The following is an 18,081-nucleotide window of genomic DNA, read 5'->3' as shown; positions in this document are numbered from 1 at the left end:
CCGCTCCTCCTGTCGCCGATGGTCAGGAAGTGCCGGTGTAGCGGAGGGTCATCGCGTCGAGGTTGAGCCGGTTCGTGCTGCCCGTGGCGGAGCTGAACGCGACCGCGACGGTGTTGGCGCCCTTGCGGAGCGGCACGTCCGGCACGGTGACCGTCTTCCACTCGGTCCAGGATCCGCTGGCGGGGAAGCGCTGGGCCCCGGCGGCCTCGGCGCCGTTGACGACGATCCTGCGTACGGCGTCGCCCGCGGCGGCGGCATAGCGGAAGGTGAAGTCGTACCTGCCGGCCCTGCTCACGTTGGGACGCAGCGTCACCGACTGGCCGCCCGCGTTCCAGCCGGCGACGTACCCGGTGCCGGTGTAGCCGGCGTGGGCGGACTCGGTGCCGACGCCGCGCAGGGTGCCCGACTCGGCCTGGTGCTGGGCGGAGACGTCGAGCCTGTCGAGGTTGAGGAAGTTCGAGCCCATCTCCAGCCGGATCGTGTTGTGCCCCTTGGCGAGGGTGACGCCGTCGAGCACGACCGTGTTCCAGGTGCCCCAGCCGCCGGTGGAGGGGAACGGCTGGGCGGCGGCCACCTCGGTGCCGTTGACGAGGACGCGGCGGGTGGCGTCGCCCGCTCCGGCGGCGTAGCGCAGGCGCAGCTCGTGCGCCCCGGCAGAGGGCACGTTGACGTGGAAGGTGAGCGTCTGGTCCGGGTTGTTCCAGCCGGCGAGGTAGCCGCGCCCGCTGAAGCCGGACTGGCTGCTTTCGGCTCCGATGCCCGACGGGCGGGCGTTCTCGGCCTCGTAGACGCCGTTCTCCGGCTGGAGCCCGGCGTTGCCGTCCGGCTGGACGATCTGCAGCATGCTGACGGGGGCCGCCGCGGTCAGGCTCTGCAGGTACGTGCCGGGCGCGGGCGCCGACCAGTCGGGGCCCACCAGGTTGTCGGTGGCGCGGCGGTGGCTCCACGCCTGGGTGGCGTTGCGCTGCAGGAACGGCAGGTACTGGCGCTGGCCGTGCTCCTTGACGAGCGTGTTGAGCGCGCGGACCAGCCGCGCCTTGAAGCCGCCGCCGTCATCGACGCCCTCGTGCAGCAGCGTGCCGCCGTTGGTGAGGTAGGTGGTGGCCCAGTCGGCCGCCGCGCGGGCGTCGTCCAGGTAGGAGTCCGCTCCGGTGACCTTGCGGAGCGCGGCGGCGGCGCTGATGTAGGTGCCGAAGTTGTAGGTGAAGTCCCACTTCACGAGGGTGCCGGCGTCCTGGAGGTGGTCGTAGACGTGGCCGTCCTCCTGGAGGTTCTCCTTGATCCAGGCGAACAGGCCGCGCGCCCGTTCCAGGTAGCTCGCCTCGCCGGTGGCGGTGTAGAGCTTGGTGGCGGTGAGCACGGCGGGGGCGTTGGTGGCGACGTTCTTCTGGTCGCGTACGCTCCTGCGCCACCAGATGCCGCCGCCGTACGTCGAGTCGTGGAAGGCCCAGATCCGCTCGAACAGCTCACGCGACCTGTCCAGGTACGCGGTGTCCCCGGTGATCTCGTACGCCCGCGCGCAGGCCAGCGCCCACCAGCCCAGGTCGTCGTTGAAGTCGTTCTCGAACGTCGGATAGGCGGCGACGAACCCGGCGTAGACGTCGTCGATCATCGTGCGGTACGTGGAGCCGCGGGTGCGTTCGTAGGCGTCCATGACCAGCTCCCAGAGCTGGGCCTCCCACCAGAAGTCGGTGTAGAGGCCGCCTTCTGGGCCGTGTGCGTGCTCGGGATGGATCTTTCTGTCGCTGTTGGTGTAGAAGTACTTCTTCTGCGGGTCCCAGAAGGTCGAGATGAAGGCCGACATGGCCGCGTCGGCGTCACCAGGAACGGTGGCGGCGGCCGGGGCCGGCTGGAGCGGCTGGAGGAGGGCTGCCGATAACACGACGCAGGCAGCCGCGAGGCGTGATCTCACCGGCGCATCCTTTTAGTTGAGGTTGTTGTCCTTGAGCACCCGGTCGCCCTGCTGCTGCGCCTGGGCGAGGGCCTGCTGTGCGCTGACCTTGCCCTCCAGGAAGAGCTGGAGGTTGGGGATGAGCGCCTCTTCCTCCATCGGCGGGTAGCCGGCGCAGGTGGGGCGGATCTTGGCGAACTCCAGCGTCTCCAGGATCGGCTTCCAGAACGGGTCGCCGGAGAAGAACGGATCCTGCGCGGCCTCGACGTTGCCGGGGATGTTCAGACTGGTCTTGGCCCACAGCATGGCGTTGTCCTTCTCGGCCGCCCACCACTTGATGAACTCCCAGGCGGCGTCCTGCTGCTTGGAGGCGCGCGGGATCACCAGGCCGAAGCCGCCCATGAGGCTGGCCTTGTCGCCCTGCGGCCCGGCGGGCGGCGGCACGATGCCGAAGTCGAGGTCCTTGCCGTACTTCTTGTACGTGGTGATGTTCCAGGGCCCGGTGAGGATCATGGAGACCTTGCCGGTGGCGAAGGCGTCGGTGCCCTCGCCGAGGCCCTTTTCGAAGCCGCTCTGGTAGACGCCGGCCTTGGCCATCCGGTCCCACAGGCCGAGCACCTGCCGGCCCTGCGGGCCGTTGAACGCGGTGCGCGAGCAGTCGTCGGTGACCATCTGGCCGCCGGCTTGGCGCAGGTACATGCTGAACAGGCCGGTGTCGTCCATGGACAGCCCGGCGCGGACGAGCTTGCCGCCCTCGCGCTTGGTCAGCTTCACCGCGGCCTTCTCCAGCTCGTCCCAGGTGCGCGGGGGCTCCAGGCCCGCCTCCTTCAGGTGGGCCTTGTTGTAGAACAGGGCGCGGGCGTCCACGGTGAGCGGCAGGCCGTACAGCTTGCCGTCGTGGGTCAGCTCGCGCATGGCCTCGCCGTAGAAGCGCTCCTTGGGGATGCCGTCCTTCTTCAGCAGGTCGTCGAGGGGGAGCAGGACGTTCTTGGGCGCGTAGCTGGCGGTGCGCCAGCGGTCCCAGAACATGATGTCGGGGGCCTGGCCGGAGGTGGAGGCGGTCAGGAACTTGGTGAGGATGTCCTCCTGGACGACGTACTCGACCTGGATCTTCGGGTGGGACTTGTTGAAGGCCTCGGTCATCGTCTTGAACTGCTGCTCGCCCTCGCCGGACCAGTCGCCCCAGAATTTGAGCCGAACCACCCCGTCGGACGACGAGGAGGAGGTGCCGGATGAGGAGGCGCAGCCGGTGGTGATCACCGTTGCGACGGCGAGTGCGGCGGCCGCCAGCCGCCTGGTCAGGGTCGCGTGCATCGGCGGCTCATTCCTTTCGTGGAGATCTTCGTGAAAGACCTGGTCATTGGAGGCCGGAGCCGGTGAAGGCGAGGCCCCGGGTGAGGTAGCGCTGCGCGAAGGCGAACAGCAGCAGGGTGGGCGCCATGGCGACGATCGATCCGGCCATGAGCGGCCCGTAGTCGGTCTGGCGGTTGAAGGAGAAGGCGGCCAGGCTCATCTGGATGGTGCTCATGTCGGGGTCGTTGAGCACGATGAGCGGCCAGAGGAAGCCGTTCCAGCCCGCGACGAACGTGAACACCGCGAGCGTGGCCAGCGCGGGCCGGCACAGCGGCAGGTAGATCTTCCAGAAGATGCGGAACTCGGGGCAGCCGTCCACGCGGGCGGCCTCGCCGAGGTCCTTGGGCAGGGAGAGGAAGAACTGCCGCATCATGAACACCGCGAACGCGCCGACCGCACCGGGCAGGATGACCGCCCAGTACGTGTTCAGCAGCCCGATGCCGCCCTGCCCGGTGATGTCGTTGCCGCCCGCGAGCGGCATGCTGCGCACGATGAGGAACGACGGCACCAGCGTCACCACGGCCGGCACCATCATCGAGGCGAGCAGCAGCCGGAACAGCACCTTGCTGCCGCGGAACGGCAGCCGCGCGAAGGCGTACCCGGCCATCGCGCCGAGCAGCAGGTTCGTGATGACGCCCGCCACGGCGAGCAGCATCGAGTTCGCGAAGTGGCGGGCGAACGGCACCATGGTGAACGCCGTCCAGTAGTGCTCGAAGGTGATCGAGCTGGGCAGCCACTTGATCGGCAACGAGATGATCTCGTTGTCGGGCTTGAGCGACGTGCTGAGCGACCACAGGAACGGCAGCAGCATGAACAGCCCGACGACCGTGAGCACGATGTAGAACAGCGCGATCCTGATCCGCCTGGCCATGGTCATGTCTCGTCACTCCGGTTGATCCGCATGTTGATCACGGTGACCGCCACGATGATGAGGAAGAGCGTGAACGCCTGCGCCGAGGCGTAGCCCATCTGCAGCCGGTTGAACGCGGTCTCGTAGATCTGGTAGACGGGCGTGAGCGTGGAGTTGCCGGGCCCGCCCTTGGTCATCACGTACGCCTGGTCGAAGAGCTGGAAGGCGCCGATCAGCGACAGGGTCGTGACGAACAGCGTGGTCAGCCGGAGCTGCGGCCAGGTGACGTGGGCGAACGTCGCCCAGCGGCCGGCCCCGTCCAGCGCGGCGGCCTCGTACAGGTGCTTGGGGATGTTCTGCAGGCCGGCGAGGTAGATCAGCATGTTGGAGCCGACGCCCTGCCAGAGCGTGACGATCACGATCGAGAGCATGGCCGTGCTGCTGTCGCCCACCCACGCGGGGCCGGGGATGCCGAAGAAGCCGAGGATCTCGTTGACCGGCCCGTAGTGGCTGTTGAGCATCCAGGTCCACACGGTCGCGGCGGCCACCGGCGAGGTCACCACCGGGATGTAGTAGACGGTGCGGAAGATGCCCATCGCCGGGAGCCTGCTGTTGAGCGCCACCGCCAGCAGCAGCGAGGCGGCGATCATCAGCGGGACGAACATCGCGCAGTAGAGCAGGATGTTCTTCAGCGTGGTGAAGAAGGTGACGTCCTCCAGCAGCCTGGCGTAGTTCTCCAGGCCGACCCACGACGGCGGGCTGAAGACGTCGTAGCTGGTGAAGCTCAGGCCGAGCGCGCCGATCACCGGCAGCACGGTGAAGACGACGAACAGCACCATCGGCGGCGTGGCGAACAGCACCCCGGCCCGCGCCTGGTGCCTGGCCAGCAGGGAACGCCGGGGCCTGGCACGGTGCCGCCGGCCGCCGGGTGATGCCCGGCCGGCCGCTGGCCTGGCGAGCGTCTGTGTCATGTCAGCGCCACCTCCATGGCGAACTGCGCGTACAGGCTGTTGGCCCAGCCGAACCAGGGGCGGGTGAACACGCCGGGGTCGTCGGGGTCGAAGCTCTCGTGGATGTAGCCGGTGCCGGCCGTGGTGGCGGCGAGCGTGGTCAGCAGCTCGGCGCGCTCCTCCTGGTCGGTGCTGGTGAGGCCCTGCATGGCCAGCGACATCGGCCAGACCTGGCCGGGCTTGGTGTGCGGGCTGCCGATGCCGCGCGCGTGTCTGCCCTCGCTGTAGTACGGGTTGCCGGGGCTGAGCACGAAGGCCCTGGTGTTGCGGTACGTCGGGTCCGTGGCCGGGCGGTAGCCGAGGTAGGGGATGGACAGCAGGCTCGGGATGTTCGCGTCGTCCATCAGCAGGTGATTGCCGAGGCCGTCGGTCTCGTACGCGTAGACGGGGCCGTGGCGGGGATGGTCGACGATCGCGTACCGCTTGATGCCCTCCTCGATCTCGTCGCGCAGCGCGGCGGCGTCGTCGGCCAGGGCGGCGTCGGCGTAGAAGTCGCGGGCGAAGGCGGCGACGTGGCCGAGCACGACGACCGCGAACATGTTGGCCGGGACCAGGAAGCCGTAGGTGCAGGCGTCGTCGCTGGGCCGGAACGCCGAGCGGACCATGCCGGTGTAGCCGCACTCGGGGCCGCGCCCGCCGTTGACGAGGGTGTCGGTGGGCTGCTGGGGGTGCGGGCGTTCGAAGCGGTAGTGCGAGGACTCGGGGTGCTGCTCGGTGCGCATGGTCGCGACGGCGACGGTGAGCATGCGGTGCACGTCCTCGTCGAACACCTCGGCGTCGCCCGTGGCCGTGTGGTAGAGGTGCAGCAGCCGCAGCGGGTGGCACAGCGAGTCCAGCTCCCACTTGCGCTCCCAGACCCAGGGGGTGAGCTCGGTGCGGTCGTCCTGGTGGCCCTGGCCGTCGGGGGTCTCGTTGAAGGCGTTGGCGTACGGGTCGAGCGCGACGTAGCGGGCCTGGCGGCGGATCACCCCGCGGACCATGGCCCGCAGGTCGTCGTCTTCCGCGGCGTAACGCACGTACGGCTCGATCTGGGAGGCCGAGTCGCGGAGCCACATGGCCGGGATGTCGCCGGTCAGCACGAACGTCGTCCCGTCGGGCAGCCGCTTGACCGTGGTCTCCAGCGTGTTGAGAAAGCACTGCCGGAACATGGCGGCGGCCTCGGGGAAGCGGGGCGCGAGGCGCGTTCGTACGTCTTCGGCCACGCCGAGCAGCACTGGGGGGACAGGGTTCACGCGTTTCCCTTCGTGAGGTGCGCGAGATGTCACTTGAGGGAAACGTAGGAACTAAGTTGGCATAAGTCAATATGTACATTATGCCGATCTATGAGATGATATATACCAAGACAAGGTGACATACCAACCTATGAAGGGGAAGAGTGGCTGCGAGAGGCCCGCTTCTGTACGAGCGGATCATCGAATACCTCCTGGACGAGCTCCGGAGGGGAGCGCTGAACCCCGGCGACCGCGTCCCCTCGGAGATGGAGCTGGCCGAGCGCTTCGAGGTCAGCCGGATCACCTCGAAGAAGGCGCTGGAGGTGCTGCGGCAGGCCGGAGTGGTGCAGCGGATCCGCGGCAAGGGTTCGTTCGTGGCCGCCGAACTGCCCGACCTCGACGCCCTGGAGCTCTCACCGTCCAGCACTGCGGCCGGCGAGGGCGAGCGGGTGCCCGGCACGATCGCGATGATCTATCCGGACGCGTCCGAGGCGTACGGGCTTGAGCTGCTCTGCGCCGTGGAGGAGCGCTGCGCCGAGCGCGGCATCAACCTGGTGATCAAGCGGACCCGCGGCAGCCAGGAAGAGGAGGAGAAGGCCATCGAGTCGATGGTCGACGCCGGGCTGGCCGAAGGGCTGATCGTGTTCCCCGTGCACGGCGAGTACTACAACGCCGGCCTGCTGCGGACCATCCTCGACGGCTTCCCGCTGGTGCTCGTCGATCGCTATCTCGCCGGCATCCAGGTGTGCGCCGTGCACACCGACAACGTCGCCGCCGCCCGTGCCCTCACCGAGCGCGTGCTCGACCAGGGGCACCGGCAGGTCGCGTTCGTCTCGCCGCCGCCGGAGAACACCTCCAGCATCGAGGAGCGCCTTGAGGGCTTTCGCGCCGCCTTCGCCGGGCGCGGCCTGTCGCTCGACAACGCCCGCCAGCTCACCGGCCTGTCCAGCACGCTGCCGGGCGCGTTCACCCCGGAGAACGTGCTCGCCGACGTCGAGCGCATCCACGACTTCCAGGCCCGCGAACCCGAGGTGACCGCGTTCGTGGTGTGCGAGTACAACCTGGCGCGGGTGATGAGCCGGGCCATCGCGGAGACCGAGCCGCGGCCGCTCATCGCCTGCTTCGACTCGCCGCTGGACCCCGTCGCCGGGCCGCCTTTTCTCCACGTACGCCAGAACCAGCGGGAGATGGGCCGGCAGGCGGTGGACCTGCTGCTCGCCCAGATGCGCGGTGAGACGGTGCCGCCGCGCTCCATCGTCCCGTTCTCGATCGTCGAGCCAGAGATCAGCTGAACCACGGAGGACCCTTGCCCGACATCTGGAGCGACCGCGCCGAACTGGCGCAGCGCAGCCTCGATCACTACTTCGCCGCCCCCGGCGACCAGCTCTTCCACAACTGGTATCCGCTGGAGCCCGGCGACGACGACGTCTTCAACTACTGGTGGCTCGCGCACGCCATGGACGTGCGGATCGACGCCCACCGGCGGACCTCCGACCCGGCCAGGCTCGACCAGGCCGCCGAGATCCTGGCCGGCATCCGGCGGCGCAACGGCGGCGCGCTGTTCAACGACTACTTCGACGACATGCTCTGGCTCGCGCTCGCCACCTTGCGCCTGGCCGAGGCCACCGGCTCCGGCGACCTGCGCCGCCACGCCATCGTGCTCTGGCAGCACGTGCTCGACCACGGCTGGAACGACCACGAGGGCGGCGGCATCGCCTGGCGGGTGCAGCAGCCGTACTACAAGAACACCCCGGCCAACGCGCCGTTCGTCATCCTGTCGGCCCGGCTCCACCGCGTCACCGGCGAGGACCGCTACCTGGAGTGGGGCGTGCGGGTCATGGACTGGCTGGAGGGCGCGCTGGTGCGGCCGGACGGGTTCGTGGAGGACGGCGTCAACCGGCAGCAGGACCACGCCATCGACGTGGACTGGCGCTTCACGTACAACCAGGGCCTGTACGTCGGCGCCTGTGTCGAGCTGGCCCAGGCGCTGGGCCGGGACGACTACCTTGAGCGCGCCGCCCGTACCGCGACGACGGCGATCGCCGAGCTGAGCTCCGACGGCGTCTTCGCTCACGAGGGCGACGGCGGCGACGAGGGGCTCTTCAAGGGCATCTACTACCGCTACGCCCACCGCCTGGTCGAGGTGCGCGACGTGCCCGAGGTGCGAGACTTCCTGGTGGGCAGCACCGAGCGGCTGTGGAAGAACTGCCTGAGCGACGGCCTGCTGCTGGCCGGCCAGGACTGGAACCGCCCGCCGGGGCCGAAGGTCTCGCTGTCGGCGCAGCTCAGCGCGGTGATGGCGACCGAGGTGTGCGCCGCGCTCGCCTCCGGTTCAGCGTAGTGGTCCCGTGATGATCCACAGGTGGCCGAACGGGTCACGGGTCCGGCCTGAGCGCTTGCCGGACGGCCGGTTCTCGATCGGGACGGTCACCTCGGCGCCGTGGGCGACCATGCGCTCGCCCACGGCGTCCGGATCGTCCGCTTCCATCTCGATGAGCACCGCCGAACCGCCGAGGTCGTCCGGCGACCGCCAGCCCCACGCTTCGACGCTCGGCGATACCCGGAAGGTCGCCTCGCCGACGCGGTGCTCGATGACGCTGGGCCGGCCGTCGTCGGCTCCGACCGGGGGAGCGCTGAACACCCGCTCTGCGCCGAGGGCTGCCTGATAGAACGCCGAGGCGCGGTCGGGGTCGGGCACGATGAGGCGTGGGGAAAGGTTCATGCGCCTCATCGTGCTGGCGACGGCCAGCGGGGTCTTGAAGAATTGGGAACGCCTCTGGCCGGGTACCGGACACCGCCCGTCAGCACACGCCGCCGCGCCGGAGACGACCACCACCCGTCACCACATGTCGCCACGTCGGAGACGACCGGCGCCCGTGACGGCTCGCGGCCCCGATGGAGGCGGCCGCAGGCCGTACCGGCACGTCGGCCCCGGCCCCGCCTACGCGGACGGCCCTTCGGTGCGTAGCCACTCGACCGGCGTACACCCGGTCATGGCGCGCCACTCCCGCGTGAAGTGGGCCTGGTCCGCGAACCCCGCCGTCGCCGCCACCTCCGCCAAGCTGACCGCGCCGGATCGGGCGGCGGCCACGAGCCTGCCGCGCGCGGCCTCGAACCGCACCAGCCGCTGGTACTCCTTCGGCGTCACGCCGAGCGCGGCCCGTACCGTGGCACTGAGATACCGCCGCGAACAGCCCAGCAGCCCGGCCGTCTCCCGCACCCGGTCGGTCCCTGACAACGCCGCCAGCACGACCCGCAGATCCCGGTCACCGGCGCGTGCCTCGTGCCTTGCCCACCCAGCGAGCAGAGCGTCCTCGACGAGGGCGCGGCGCTCCGGCCAGGACCTGCGGCCCGCCAGTCGCTCAGGCAGGTCCGCCAGCGCCGGTGCCACATCGGCGAGCTCGACGACGCGACCGCTCAGCTCGGCCGCGGGAACGCCCAGCAGCGCCGCCGCCCCCAGCGGGCTGAGCGTCACCCACACGCCCCGCCCATAGCCCTCCTGCCGCAGCTCGGCCGCGTCCAGGTGCAGCCCGGCGACGGCGGCGTGAAACCGTCCCGGCGGGCCGGGCCGCCCGAGCCAGGCGATCTCCACCGGGTCGGCCTCCGGGATCGTGATCGAGATCGTGGACGACGGCAGCCCGCGATGCACGCGCCGGCCCAGCTCGTACGCGCTGAGCGTCCCCACGTACGGCACCGCGTGACGAGTCATCCCCCCACAGTAAGGGCCCTCCCGAGCGACCTGCATCCGCCGGGGTGATCCGCCGTCGGTGGGAGGATGAGGCCATGTACGTCCGTGAGACCGGCGACGCGCACGCCCCACCCCTCCTGTTACTGCACGGCGGAGGCGTGGCGGGCTGGATGTGGCGCCCGGCGCTCGACCGGCTCGGCACGAGTCACCGCGCGATCATCCCCGACCTCCCCGGCCACGGGCGCAGCGCGGCGGAGGCGTACCGATCGCATGAGGAGACCGCGCGGGCCCTGGTGCAGATCCTGGAGGAACGCGCACCGAACGGCGCGACCGTCGCGGGGTTCTCACTGGGGGCGCAGCTCACGATCCTCCTGGCCGCAACCCGTCCTGGCCTCGTCGCCAGGGCCGTCGTGGTGAGCGCACAGGCGAAGCCGCTCCGCTTCCCCGGTGCGACGCTGGGGCTTCTCGCCGCGACCGCACCGCTGGCCAGGCGGGAGTGGTTCGCAAGGCTCCAGGCCAGGCAACTGCTCATTCCGGACGAGCTGCTGGCCGACTACGTTCGCGACAGCGTACGTACGAGCCGGGAGACCCTGCTCGCGACCGTCGGAGAGAACATCCGCTTCACCCTCCCCTCAGGGTGGGCCGCCTTTCCGAACCGGGCGATGGTCATGGTGGGGGAGCGCGAGCGCACGCTGATGCACGCATCCGCGCGGGCCGTCCACGCCGCCCTGCCGGGCAGCCGGCTCATCACCGTACCGGGCTGCGGGCACGGCATCCCCCTGCAGCGCCCTGACCTGTTCGCCGAGGTCCTGGCCGAGCGTCACCCTTTCGGCCCGTAGGCCGTCACGAGGACGTACACCGCGGCGAGAACAGCGATCCAGACCAGGGCGCGCCTGGTCGGCGGGGGACCGTCGCGCAGCAGCGAGACGCCCAGAGGGATGAACGCGACGCACAGTCCGCCCACGGCGAGGAAGGACTGCGGGACCTGGGTGCCTTTGAGCGGGCCGAGCGCGAGCATCGACATCAGGCCGAGCGCGACCGATCGCCCCAGCCCGAGAGCGCCGGAACGGTAAGCGCCGGCGGCCAGCACGACCCACCCGAAGAACGCCGGCCCCGACAGCGCCCTGAACGGATGCCAGCGCGTGTCGCCCCAGGCGGTGTAGTAGGCGCCGATGCCGTCGAGCATCGTCTGCAGGCCGAGGCTGTCGGTCAGGTGGAATGCCAGGTGGTCGGTGCCGTACTGGAAGGTCCGGGTGAACAGCCCGACGATCACCAGGCAGCCGCCCCACATCCCCCACAGCGGAGCCGTGGCGGCGACCGTGACCGGCGCGGTGGCGGCAGGCGCTTATCTGGGTGACGTACGTGCCGACCGCGCTCACGCTGTACCTCGTGGCCACCACCACCTGGCTCGCCTGGTCGATGGCGAGCCTGGCAGCATGCGCCGCCGGGGCGGTCGCCGCAGTCCTGATCTTCTACGAGCGCGTGTTCCCCGGCCTCGACCCGGCGGCAGGGCCGAGCGAGCTGCCGCCGGCCTGGCCCATCGAGATCGGGGCGATCTCCGTGGTCCTGGTCGTGGCGTGGGCCGTCGGAGCGGCCGTGCGCTGGAAACGCGCCACGACCGCCGCCCTCGTCCGCCACCTCTCCGAGGCGGTCGTGGCGGACGAGCGCCGACGCATCGCCCGCGAGCTGCACGACGTCATCGGCCACAGCATGAGCCTGATCGCCGTCAAGGCCACCGTAGCCAACCACGTCGCCGACGCCAGACCGCAGGAGGCGCGTGCCGCGCTGGCCGTCATCGAGGAGACCAGCCGGAGCACGCTCACCGAGATCCACCGCGTGATCGGCCTCCTGCGCTCAGACGGCGACCCGCAGCAGGCCCACCTGCCCGTCCCCGGCATGGCCGACCTGCCCAAGCTGGCCGCAGACGCCCGATCCGCCGGAGTCGACGTCCACCTCACCGTCAACGGGGAAACCGAGCCGCCACCCGGAGTCGCGATGTCGATCTACCGCATCGTGCAACAAGCGCTGACCAACGTCGTCACCCACGCGGCACCCACCCGCTGCACGGTCACCGTGGACATCGACGGCCGCGAAGCCGCGATCGAGGTATTGGACGACGGCCCCACCCACGGCCGCCCGCCCCGCGCAGGCCCCGGCGGCCACGGCCTGATCGGCATGCGCGAACGGGTGAAGCTGTACGGCGGCACGTTCAGCGCAGGCCCCCGCCCCGAGGGCGGCTTCCGCGTGGCAGCCCGCCTGCCCTACAACGCGAACGGCGCAGGAACATGACCGGCGACACCACTGCACGCCAGGTCATGAGGGGCGACACCACTGGACGGCAGGCCACGTGGGGCGACGCCGCTGGTGGCGTGACCGTAACCGGCAGCGTCGCAGCGCGCGAGGACGCTGCGCGTGCAATCGTGATCAGTAACATCACTGCACACGACCCCGTGACCGGCGACGCTGCTCGGCGTTGGCTCGTGACCGGCGACGCCGCTGGGCGCGAGTTCGTGACAGGCGACGCTGCTAGGCGCGGTACCGTCACCGGCGATGTCGGTGCATGTGACGCCGTGACCGGGAGCCGTCAGTGTGCCTACACGGGCCCTCGACACGCGACACCGTAGGACGTGAGCCCGTGACCGAAGACGCCACTGGGAGCGGGGCAATGCGATGACCTGGGATAGCAACACGCGCGGGCTCTCCACCCGCGATGTCTTTGCAGGTGCACCCGCAACCGGTAACTCGGGCACGGACGAACCCGCGGCCAGGCACGCCCCAGCGGGTCCGCCTTCGACCGGAAACTCGGGCACGGACGAACCCGCGGCCAGGCACGCCCCAGCGCGAGCGCCCGGTGACAGCGCTCGGCGCGAACCCGCCACCACCGGTGACGCTGATGCGCAGACCACTGGTGACATCAGTGGGCGCGAGCAGTCCCCGCCGATCCGAGTCCTGCTCGCGGAGGATCAGGTGCTGGTGCGCGACAGCCTCAAGGTGCTCATCGACACCACACCCGGCCTGGTCACCGTGGGCGAGGCGGGCACCGGTGCCGAGGCCGTGACCCTGGCCCAGCGGCTGCGCCCCGACGTCGTCCTGATGGACATCCGCATGCCCGACATGGACGGCATCGAAGCGACCAGGCGCATCTGCTCCCAGCCCGGCGGCACCGGCGCCCGCGTGCTCATCCTCACCACCTTCGACCTGGACGAATACGTGTACGGCGCACTGCGAGCGGGGGCGAGCGGGTTCCTCGTCAAGAACGCCACGGCGGCGGAGCTCCTGGCCGCCATCCGGATCGTCGCCGCCGGTGAGGCGCTGCTCGCCCCCTCGGTGACCCGGCGGCTCATCGCCGAGTTCCTGCACGGATCTCGCGCCGCCCCGGCCGTACGCGACCTGAGTGACATCACCCAGCGCGAGCGCGAGGTGCTGACCCTCATCGGCCGCGGGCTGTCCAACACCGAGATCGCCGATCACCTGCATCTCACCGTCGGCACGGTGAAGACGCACGTCGGCCGCCTCCTGGCCAAGCCGCACGCCCGGGACCGGGCTCAGCTCGTCATCGCGGCCTACGAGGGCGGTCTCGTCACCATCCCGGACAGCCGCCGCTGACCCGAGGACCCTCCGGGCGACTGACCGAGGGCGGCCTTGGTCAGTCGCCCGGCGGCCCCGCCCGCCCAGGCACGACGCGGTTGGCGGATCGGTTCCGTGTTCTGGGTGCCGTAAGCCGACATGCCAGGCCGCGACGTGCAGGGAACGTCCGCCGCTTGGCAGGGATGAGTCCATTCACCAGGTCAGCAGCTTCGGACGTCCGGCCGGAACCGTCAGCCGGTCCTGCGGCATCCGTACGCCCAGCGGGACCAAGGCCACGCAGAGCAGGCCGGTGACCAGCACGTCGGGGACGGAGATGCCCTTCAGCAGCCCCATCCACGTGGCTCCTGCCGGCGACAACATCACGGCGCGGGCGGTGCCGAGAACGCCCGAGCGCCAGGCGGCGACGGCCAGGAGGAGCGGGCCCGCGTACTGGCCGACCGAGGCCCGGACTGGTACTCGCCACGGTCCATAGGAGATATCGACGTGCTCCTTCCTGATCGCGTTCGGCGCCTGATTCCGCCCGCGAGGACCTCGGTGACCTCGGTGAGCTCGGTGAGTTGGAAGGCGGTCTGGTCGGGGCCGGCGACGTTCAGGCGGGCGAAAAGCCCGGCGACCAGCAGGAAGCTGACCAGTAGGAAGCTGATGCGCCGGTCTTTGGCCCCGCGGGTGCACAGGTCCCGGCTGGGGCAGTCCTTGCTGTCACGCCTCGACCAGTTCGGCCGGGCCGTACGTACGGCTGCTAGATCTGGACTTCGCCGCCGTCCACGACCAGGTTCGCGCCCAGGATGAAGCTTGCCTGGTCGGAGGCGAGGAAGGCGACCACGTTGGCGATCTCCTCGGGACGCCCGACGCGGCCGATCGGGATGCCCGTCGCGAAGCTCTCCTTCGTCAGAGGCGAGTTGTCGCCGGCGACCACGTTGTCCAGGCCGGGGGTGTCGATGGTGCCGGGGGAGATCGCGTTCACCCGGATGTTGCGGCCTGCCAGCTCGCCGGCCCAGGTGCGGGCGAAGGAGCGGATGGCCGCCTTCGACGCCGCGTACACGCCGAACGCGGGCACGCCGTCGCCGGCCCGCACCGAGGAGTTGAGTATCACGGAGGCGCCGTCGTTGAGCAGCGGCAGCGCCTTCTGCACGGTGAACAGCGTGCCCCGGACGTTGACCCCGAAGATCTCGTCGAAGTGCTGCTCGGTGACCTGCTCCAAGGTCGCGAACGACGCGGCGGCGGCGTTGGCGAACAACACGTCGATGCCGCGGCCCCGGTCGCGTACGGCGGCATAGAGCCGGTCCAGGTCGGCAAGGTTCGCGATGTCACCCTGTACGGCGGTCACCGACGACGGGCCGATCTCCGCCACCACCTCATCGAGTACGGCCTTCCTGCGGCCGGTGATGAACACGTGCGCGCCCTCGGCCGCCAGCCTCCTGGCGGTCGCAAGCCCGATCCCGGTCCCGCCCCCGGTGATGACCGCGGTCTTTCCTTCGAACAGCTTCATGACCTTCACCTCGTCAGATATTTGTACCGATCGGTACGAAAGATGACGATAGCACTTCTGCACCGATCGGTACACAAGGGTAGGATCGAGGGTGTGCAAAGTCAGGAAAAGGGACCCATCGGCCGCCCGCGCGGCTTCGACACCGAAAAAGCGCTGGAGCAGGCCATGCGGGTGTTCTGGCAGCAGGGCTACGACGGCGCCAGCCTCACCGACCTGACCAAGGCCATGGGCATCAGCCGCACCAGCATGTACGCCGCCTTCGGCAGCAAGGAGGACCTGTTCCACCTGGTGCTGCAGCGCTACACCGACGGCCCCGCCTCGTACGTCCAGCGTGCCCTGCTGGAGCCGACCGCGCGCGAAGTGGCGACCGCGTTCCTGCACGGCGCCGTCCAGGCCACCACCACTCCCGGCGCCCCGGCCGGCTGTCTCGGCGTGCAGGGGTCGCTGGCCGCGGGAGAGCCGGGCCGCGCCGCCCGCGACACGCTCGCCGCCTGGCGGGAGAGCGGCGTCACACTCCTCGCCGAACGCCTCAAGCGCGCCGCCGACGAGGGCGACCTGCCCGCAGGCAGCGACCCCGAGCTGCTGGCCCGCTACCTCATGACCGTGGCCAACGGCATCGCCGTCCAGGCCGCGGGCGGCGCCTGCCGCGACGAGCTGCACCGCATCGCCGACCTCGCCCTGCTCCAGTGGCCGGCCCCGGCCGGCCGATAGAAGACGTTCCGCGGGATCCCCGGTCCGGAGCGGTACGGTCGTGTGGTGATCCGCGGAAAGGGGCGGCGTGATGATCGAGCTGGACGTTCAGGTGAGCGGGGGCCGCACCCTGCACGTCTACGACACCGCGCCGGAGGACGGCGAGCGGGTGCCGATCATGTGGCAGCACGGCACGCCGAACCTCGGATCGCCGCCCGAGCCGCTCTTCGCCGCCGCCGACCGGCTGGGGCTGCGCTGGGTGTCGTTCGACCGGCCGGGGTACGGCGGCTCCGACGTCGCGCCGGGACGCACGATCGCGTCGATCGCCGACGACGCGGCGGCCGTCGCGGACGCGCTCGGCATCGGCCGCTTCGCGGTCGCGGGGTACTCGGGCGGCGGATCCTGCGCTCTGGGGTGCGCGGCCGTGCTGGGCGATCGCGTACGGGCGGTGCTGAGCCTGGCCGCCATCGCCCCGTACGGAGCCGACGGGCTCGACTGGTTCGCCGGGATGATCCCATCCGGCGTGGCCGCGCTGGGCACGGCGGCCGCGGGCCGTGAGGTGCGGGCGGCGCTGGAGGCGTCCGGCTTCGCGTACGACTGCGAGTTCACCCAGGCCGACCTGGCGGTGTTCGAGGGGCCGTGGGGGTGGCTGGGCAAGGTCTCCGAGCCCGCACTGGCCGCCGGGCCGTACGGACAGATCGACGACGACGTTTCCTGCACCCACGACTGGGGCTGCGATCCCGCCGACATCAGCGCTCCCGTCCTGCTCATGCACGGCACCGACGACCGCGTCATCCCCGCCGCGCACGGGTCCTGGCTCGCGGCCCGCTGCCCGGCCGCCGAGCTGCGGCTGATCCCAGGCGACAGCCACTTCACGATCGTCACCCGCGCCGAAGAGGGCCTGGAGTGGCTGCGCCGGCGGCTCTGACTCGCCGCCGCGCCGGCCGTGAAATGCCCGGGAAGTACCCGGCCTGCGACCTTGGAATGGCCTCCTACCTGCGCCGGCACCGAACGAGATCACTCACCGCCCAGGGGAAGGCCGATGTTCATGACAGTTCACGCGAACACGTCGCGCTTGACGCGGATGCGGGGCCGGCGGTCGGCGCGGCGTTCGTCCTGCTGTCGGCGCTGCTCGCGACGGCGGCTCCGACCGCGCGGGCGGCGGAGACCGGTACGAGCAGACGCCGGCACGCGCGCCGAGGCTGACCCCGTTCAGCGGCGGCCAGGAGCGGGCGCACCACGACGTCAGCACGGACACGCGGAACCGGCTGGGCCAGGGCGCCCTCAGCAACCGCCAGTACGGCAACGCCGTGACGACCTCGCGGGAGAAGGACAGGAGCACCTACGCGAAGTACTGGCCGACCAGCAGCCCCGTGCGGATCAACACCTGGGACCCTCCTGATACCTCGACGTCTGCTGACAGCGGTTGATCTGCGGCTCCCCGCGGCGCGGCGGGGAGGCGTGTTCAGCCCACCACGAACGGCAGCCGCGCGGCCAGCTCGCCCAGCTCGTCCTTCTCGCTCGCGGTCGGGGCACGGCGGCCGGTGCCGACGAGCAGCGCCGCCTCGTCGGAGAACGACGCGGGGAACGCCGCCCCGGCGATCTTCTCCAGCATCTCGCGCGACCGCGCCAGCCCTTCGGCGGGCGGCCCCGGCACGCCCTGCAGGTGCGCGATCAGGTCGAGGTGGTGCAGGGTCCATTCGAGCACGTATGCCGACAGGTAATCGCCCGTCGTCAGCACCTCGTCGCGCGTGGTGACCCGCTGGGCGGGATCGGCCAGCTCGGCGGCGCGGCCCGCGGCGGAGCCGACGTCGTCGAGGTGGAACTTCAGCAGGTACGGGTCCTCGTACGCGGCGGCGAGCCGCACCGTCAGCTTGTCGAGCGGGTCGTCACCGGTCGGGGGAGTGTCGGTGACGTCCCAGTAGGTGATCGCGTCGCGGGTGGGCGGCTGGTCGGTGGGCGTGACGAGCGTGATCAGGACATCCTGAGCGTCCACGATCAGGTGGCACACCAGGTCGCGTACGAGCCACCCGGCACAGCCCGACGGCTCCGCGAAGGCGTCGTCGTCGAGGCCGGCGACCACCGCGCGCAGAGCGGCCCAGGAACGTGAGAAGTCATCCACGCGGCCACACGGTAGTGGTGCGCCACGAGCCCGGACAACCACATCTGCCGTGCCTCCGGCTCCGGCCGGCGCGCCCCAGCGGCTCCTCCGGCTCGGCTTCGGTATGGCGGTGATCCGGCCGTGGCTTCGGCGCGTCGCGGTCCAAGGGGCGGCTGAGGCCGCGCCCGTCGAGGAGTCCGGCGTCGACCG

Annotated in this window: 18 protein-coding genes; 7 read left to right on the top strand and 11 right to left on the bottom strand. The window is 70.7% G+C overall.

Annotation, left to right across the window (positions count from 1 at the left end; all coding sequences use genetic code 11):
* Positions 1–22 precede the first annotated feature (22 nt).
* From ACFMQL_RS34665 to ACFMQL_RS34645, 5 genes are read right to left on the bottom strand one after another with little or no spacing between them, the layout of a single operon-like run.
* A complete protein-coding gene (locus tag ACFMQL_RS34665) occupies positions 23–1,912 on the bottom strand; it encodes a glycoside hydrolase family 76 protein (RefSeq protein ID WP_364051057.1) in 1,890 nt (629 codons plus the stop codon).
* A 12-nt stretch (positions 1,913–1,924) separates the two neighbouring features.
* Positions 1,925–3,205: an ABC transporter substrate-binding protein gene (locus ACFMQL_RS34660; RefSeq protein ID WP_364051060.1), complete on the bottom strand. Its 1,281-nt coding sequence runs from the start codon at positions 3,203–3,205 to the stop codon at positions 1,925–1,927.
* Positions 3,206–3,248: 43 nt separating this feature from the next.
* Positions 3,249–4,121: a carbohydrate ABC transporter permease gene (locus tag ACFMQL_RS34655; protein ID WP_378788998.1), complete on the bottom strand. Its 873-nt coding sequence runs from the start codon at positions 4,119–4,121 to the stop codon at positions 3,249–3,251.
* Positions 4,118–5,065 (bottom strand): carbohydrate ABC transporter permease, encoded by a 948-nt coding sequence (locus tag ACFMQL_RS34650; RefSeq protein ID WP_378788996.1) that lies wholly within the window; start codon positions 5,063–5,065, stop codon positions 4,118–4,120. Before ACFMQL_RS34650 ends, ACFMQL_RS34655 begins: the two co-directional genes overlap by 4 nt.
* Entirely contained in the window at positions 5,062–6,336 is a 1,275-nt protein-coding gene (locus tag ACFMQL_RS34645) for a glycoside hydrolase family 125 protein (RefSeq protein WP_378788994.1), read from the bottom strand. Before ACFMQL_RS34645 ends, ACFMQL_RS34650 begins: the two co-directional genes overlap by 4 nt.
* A 143-nt stretch (positions 6,337–6,479) precedes the next feature.
* Between ACFMQL_RS34645 and ACFMQL_RS34640 the strand changes: the two genes are divergently transcribed.
* Together ACFMQL_RS34640 and ACFMQL_RS34635 are read left to right on the top strand one after the other, a co-directional pair.
* Complete coding sequence (locus ACFMQL_RS34640) at positions 6,480–7,607, top strand: substrate-binding domain-containing protein (RefSeq protein ID WP_378788992.1); 1,128 nt, start codon at positions 6,480–6,482, stop codon at positions 7,605–7,607.
* Positions 7,608–7,621: 14 nt separating this feature from the next.
* The gene (locus ACFMQL_RS34635) at positions 7,622–8,656 is read left to right on the top strand and encodes a glycoside hydrolase family 76 protein (RefSeq protein WP_378788990.1); all 1,035 of its coding nucleotides are present in this window, start codon (positions 7,622–7,624) and stop codon (positions 8,654–8,656) included.
* Here the strand turns inward: ACFMQL_RS34635 and ACFMQL_RS34630 are convergent.
* Together ACFMQL_RS34630 and ACFMQL_RS34625 are read right to left on the bottom strand one after the other, a co-directional pair.
* The gene (locus ACFMQL_RS34630) at positions 8,648–9,037 is read right to left on the bottom strand and encodes a VOC family protein (RefSeq protein WP_364051078.1); all 390 of its coding nucleotides are present in this window, start codon (positions 9,035–9,037) and stop codon (positions 8,648–8,650) included. The genes ACFMQL_RS34635 and ACFMQL_RS34630 overlap by 9 nt on opposite strands.
* Positions 9,038–9,256: 219 nt before the next feature.
* Positions 9,257–10,024 carry a helix-turn-helix domain-containing protein gene (locus ACFMQL_RS34625; protein ID WP_378788988.1) on the bottom strand — a complete coding sequence of 256 codons (768 nt, stop codon included), beginning with the start codon at positions 10,022–10,024 and terminating at the stop codon, positions 9,257–9,259.
* A gap of 74 nt (positions 10,025–10,098) precedes the next feature.
* Here ACFMQL_RS34625 and ACFMQL_RS34620 point away from each other — a divergent pair, with 74 nt between their 5' ends.
* The gene (locus tag ACFMQL_RS34620) at positions 10,099–10,842 is read left to right on the top strand and encodes an alpha/beta fold hydrolase (protein ID WP_378788987.1); all 744 of its coding nucleotides are present in this window, start codon (positions 10,099–10,101) and stop codon (positions 10,840–10,842) included.
* Here the strand turns inward: ACFMQL_RS34620 and ACFMQL_RS34615 are convergent.
* Complete coding sequence (locus ACFMQL_RS34615) at positions 10,824–11,294, bottom strand: hypothetical protein (protein ID WP_364051087.1); 471 nt, start codon at positions 11,292–11,294, stop codon at positions 10,824–10,826. The genes ACFMQL_RS34620 and ACFMQL_RS34615 overlap by 19 nt on opposite strands.
* Before the next feature lie 62 nt (positions 11,295–11,356).
* On the opposite strand from ACFMQL_RS34615, the gene ACFMQL_RS34610 reads away from it, so the two are divergent.
* Together ACFMQL_RS34610 and ACFMQL_RS34605 are read left to right on the top strand one after the other, a co-directional pair.
* The gene (locus ACFMQL_RS34610; protein ID WP_378788982.1) at positions 11,357–12,292 is read left to right on the top strand and encodes a sensor histidine kinase; all 936 of its coding nucleotides are present in this window, start codon (positions 11,357–11,359) and stop codon (positions 12,290–12,292) included.
* Between the two features lie 624 nt (positions 12,293–12,916).
* A complete protein-coding gene (locus ACFMQL_RS34605; RefSeq protein ID WP_378790242.1) occupies positions 12,917–13,609 on the top strand; it encodes a response regulator in 693 nt (230 codons plus the stop codon).
* A gap of 174 nt (positions 13,610–13,783) precedes the next feature.
* On the opposite strand, the gene ACFMQL_RS34600 is transcribed toward ACFMQL_RS34605, so the two are convergent.
* On the bottom strand, positions 13,784–13,924 hold the full coding sequence (locus tag ACFMQL_RS34600; RefSeq protein WP_364051093.1) for a hypothetical protein: 141 nt from the start codon (positions 13,922–13,924) through the stop codon (positions 13,784–13,786).
* A 406-nt stretch (positions 13,925–14,330) separates the two neighbouring features.
* Entirely contained in the window at positions 14,331–15,080 is a 750-nt protein-coding gene (locus ACFMQL_RS34595) for an SDR family NAD(P)-dependent oxidoreductase (RefSeq protein WP_378788979.1), read from the bottom strand.
* Between the two features lie 93 nt (positions 15,081–15,173).
* Here ACFMQL_RS34595 and ACFMQL_RS34590 point away from each other — a divergent pair, with 93 nt between their 5' ends.
* Together ACFMQL_RS34590 and ACFMQL_RS34585 are read left to right on the top strand one after the other, a co-directional pair.
* Positions 15,174–15,791: a TetR/AcrR family transcriptional regulator gene (locus tag ACFMQL_RS34590; RefSeq protein ID WP_364051099.1), complete on the top strand. Its 618-nt coding sequence runs from the start codon at positions 15,174–15,176 to the stop codon at positions 15,789–15,791.
* A 70-nt stretch (positions 15,792–15,861) separates the two neighbouring features.
* A complete protein-coding gene (locus tag ACFMQL_RS34585; RefSeq protein ID WP_378788977.1) occupies positions 15,862–16,698 on the top strand; it encodes an alpha/beta fold hydrolase in 837 nt (278 codons plus the stop codon).
* Between the two features lie 537 nt (positions 16,699–17,235).
* On the opposite strand, the gene ACFMQL_RS34580 is transcribed toward ACFMQL_RS34585, so the two are convergent.
* Positions 17,236–17,892 carry a maleylpyruvate isomerase N-terminal domain-containing protein gene (locus ACFMQL_RS34580; RefSeq protein ID WP_378788976.1) on the bottom strand — a complete coding sequence of 219 codons (657 nt, stop codon included), beginning with the start codon at positions 17,890–17,892 and terminating at the stop codon, positions 17,236–17,238.
* Positions 17,893–18,081: the final 189 nt, after the last annotated feature.

Origin of the sequence: Nonomuraea fastidiosa (assembly GCF_042751225.1) — a bacterium.
Lineage (GTDB): Bacteria > Actinomycetota > Actinomycetes > Streptosporangiales > Streptosporangiaceae > Nonomuraea > Nonomuraea fastidiosa.
The sequence above is the reverse complement of the archived record's forward strand: the minus strand, read 5'-3'. Positions and strand labels throughout refer to the sequence as shown.